We start from the raw sequence: 1,295 nt of genomic DNA on the forward strand, positions 1-1,295 counted from the left end.
CAATGAATTAAAACAGCAAATAACCACAATAGCACCAAGGTAATGCTTGCTTTGCGTTTATACTTTTTAACTATTAATTTGATCTCATTTTCCGACATTTGCACTTCCCTGTTTATGTACTTATAACGCCCTGTTAACAGGCAAAAAATAGTTGGTTAAAATAGCGACGAAGGAGCAAAACCAACTGTTTTTTGTCCTTGTTTAACAGCTTGTTATATACCGGTTACTCTTAACCTTTTACCTTGCTTTTCTATTATATAAGTTGAAACACCAAAAACAACAGCTATAGAAATGAACGCTGCCTCATTTGGTAGAAAGCCAAAGCTTAATGGAATTCTTGCAAGTGCCGCAGCAAGCACACCAACATAAGCATATGACATGAAATAGTAATGATTAATCAACCAATTTTTGTTTGGTTTTTTGATCGCATAATAATAGCCCAAAAGCACCCAAACTAAATTCCATAATGCTAAAGGTTGAAAAAAAGTAAACCCATATTTAGGCCATAGAGCAAATGCAGTAATATTTACTAACACCATACATGCAATAAATAATTTTCCTAACCTAGTGTGAAGTACGTCACCTTTCCTGCGAGCTAAAACTATAGCTCCACTTAGAGTGGCAGTAACAGCAAGAGTAACGTGAGTTATTGAGATGAAATCCATATCCTATCCTTAGGTATATAACGCCGCAATAAGCGGACTAAAATTGTGGGTTAAAATGTGTAGCGAAGCGAAACGTAACCCACTGTTTTAGTTCCGTTTAATTGCCTTGTTAGGCATTTATTTCAATAGCTCAGGGTTCTTAGTTAAGTACTCCCAAGCCCAAGGCTGAATATTATAAGGAAAAACATCGTAATGATGCGCCATATTTGAAGCTCTACGAATTACCATTGCAGATTCAAGTTCTTTTGCTACTCCATTAGAGTACTTAATCGATGTTGTTCTTGTATTTCTATCAATGTATTCTGACAACAATTCTTTTTCATCTATTGTAAGTTCGTGCAGGCGCTTTTGGTAACGTTTAAGATTCATGCTAGTTTTGATTTTTTGTGAAACCCACTTACAAGCAGGATAAATTATTTCGGCTAAAAGAATAGAGATCGATACTAACCAAACTAGACCAATCCAAAGTTGTAAACTTTCCTTGGCCTTTACAAGGCCTAAGTCCCCCCGTGTCAGAATAGTTGTCACCCCTAAAATTAAATTTTTTTAGATCGGGGAGTGGTAATCGAACAATAAATGTCTAGTTATTCAACAGAAAGAAAAGAAGCTATTTTAAGCAAGTTGTTACCT

Annotated in this window: 2 protein-coding genes; both read right to left on the minus strand. The window is 35.5% G+C overall.

Annotated elements, in window-relative coordinates; translation table 11 throughout:
- Positions 1-212: 212 nt before the first annotated feature.
- Positions 213-665 carry a DUF2306 domain-containing protein gene (locus tag ESZ39_RS17475; protein WP_146881190.1) on the minus strand — a complete coding sequence of 151 codons (453 nt, stop codon included), beginning with the start codon at positions 663-665 and terminating at the stop codon, positions 213-215.
- A 117-nt stretch (positions 666-782) separates the two neighbouring features.
- Positions 783-1,193 carry a super-infection exclusion protein B gene (locus ESZ39_RS17480; protein ID WP_191321840.1) on the minus strand — a complete coding sequence of 137 codons (411 nt, stop codon included), beginning with the start codon at positions 1,191-1,193 and terminating at the stop codon, positions 783-785.
- Between the last annotated feature and the right edge of the window lie 102 nt (positions 1,194-1,295).

Origin of the sequence: Colwellia sp. C1TZA3, assembly GCF_007954265.1 — a bacterium.
In the GTDB taxonomy this organism is placed as follows: Bacteria; Pseudomonadota; Gammaproteobacteria; order Enterobacterales; family Alteromonadaceae; genus Cognaticolwellia.

What these genes read in the sequence shown, in the direction of transcription:
- ESZ39_RS17475 (WP_146881190.1), bottom strand. Translation starts at nt 665, where the DNA reads ATGGATTTCATCTCAATAACTCACGTTACTCTTGCTGTTACTGCCACT.